The organism is Salmonella sp. SAL04162 (genome assembly GCF_046551535.1).
GTDB lineage: Bacteria > Pseudomonadota > Gammaproteobacteria > Enterobacterales > Enterobacteriaceae > Salmonella > Salmonella enterica.
Genome location: NZ_JBGDVX010000042.1, coordinates 1 through 1,190 on the forward strand (window position 1 = coordinate 1; position 1,190 = coordinate 1,190).

Here is a 1,190-nt window from a genome sequence, read left to right on the forward strand (position 1 = left end):
GAATGGGTTCATGTGCAGCTCCATCAGCAAAAGGGGATGATAAGTTTATCACCACCGACTATTTGCAACAGTGCCCTCTGATGTTACATTGCACAAGATAAAAATATATCATCATGAACAATAAAACTGTCTGCTTACATAAACAGTAATACAAGGGGTGTTATGAGCCATATTCAACGGGAAACGTCTTGCTCGAGGCCGCGATTAAATTCCAACATGGATGCTGATTTATATGGGTATAAATGGGCTCGCGATAATGTCGGGCAATCAGGTGCGACAATCTATCGATTGTATGGGAAGCCCGATGCGCCAGAGTTGTTTCTGAAACATGGCAAAGGTAGCGTTGCCAATGATGTTACAGATGAGATGGTCAGACTAAACTGGCTGACGGAATTTATGCCTCTTCCGACCATCAAGCATTTTATCCGTACTCCTGATGATGCATGGTTACTCACCACTGCGATCCCCGGGAAAACAGCATTCCAGGTATTAGAAGAATATCCTGATTCAGGTGAAAATATTGTTGATGCGCTGGCAGTGTTCCTGCGCCGGTTGCATTCGATTCCTGTTTGTAATTGTCCTTTTAACAGCGATCGCGTATTTCGTCTCGCTCAGGCGCAATCACGAATGAATAACGGTTTGGTTGATGCGAGTGATTTTGATGACGAGCGTAATGGCTGGCCTGTTGAACAAGTCTGGAAAGAAATGCATAAGCTTTTGCCATTCTCACCGGATTCAGTCGTCACTCATGGTGATTTCTCACTTGATAACCTTATTTTTGACGAGGGGAAATTAATAGGTTGTATTGATGTTGGACGAGTCGGAATCGCAGACCGATACCAGGATCTTGCCATCCTATGGAACTGCCTCGGTGAGTTTTCTCCTTCATTACAGAAACGGCTTTTTCAAAAATATGGTATTGATAATCCTGATATGAATAAATTGCAGTTTCATTTGATGCTCGATGAGTTTTTCTAATCAGAATTGGTTAATTGGTTGTAACACTGGCAGAGCATTACGCTGACTTGACGGGACGGCGCTTCCCTACCCTCATGGCCGCCTCCCAGGAATCGACCCAGGTGCTTATCGTGGACATAATCCTTTACTCATAAATTGGCACTGTTGCAAAGTTAGCGATGAGGCAGCCTTTTGTCTTATTCAAAGGCCTTACATTTCAAAAACTCTGCTTA

At 43.6% G+C, this 1,190-nt stretch carries 1 protein-coding gene; it reads left to right on the top strand.

Annotation, left to right across the window (positions count from 1 at the left end; genetic code table 11):
• Positions 1–162: 162 nt before the first annotated feature.
• Entirely contained in the window at positions 163–978 is an 816-nt protein-coding gene (locus ACLJRH_RS26190) for an aminoglycoside O-phosphotransferase APH(3')-Ia (RefSeq protein WP_000018329.1), read from the top strand.
• The last annotated feature ends 212 nt before the right edge of the window (positions 979–1,190 follow it).

Coding starts and splice junctions, on each gene's coding strand:
- ACLJRH_RS26190 (WP_000018329.1), top strand. CDS start 163: ATGAGCCATATTCAACGGGAAACGTCTTGCTCGAGGCCGCGATTAAAT.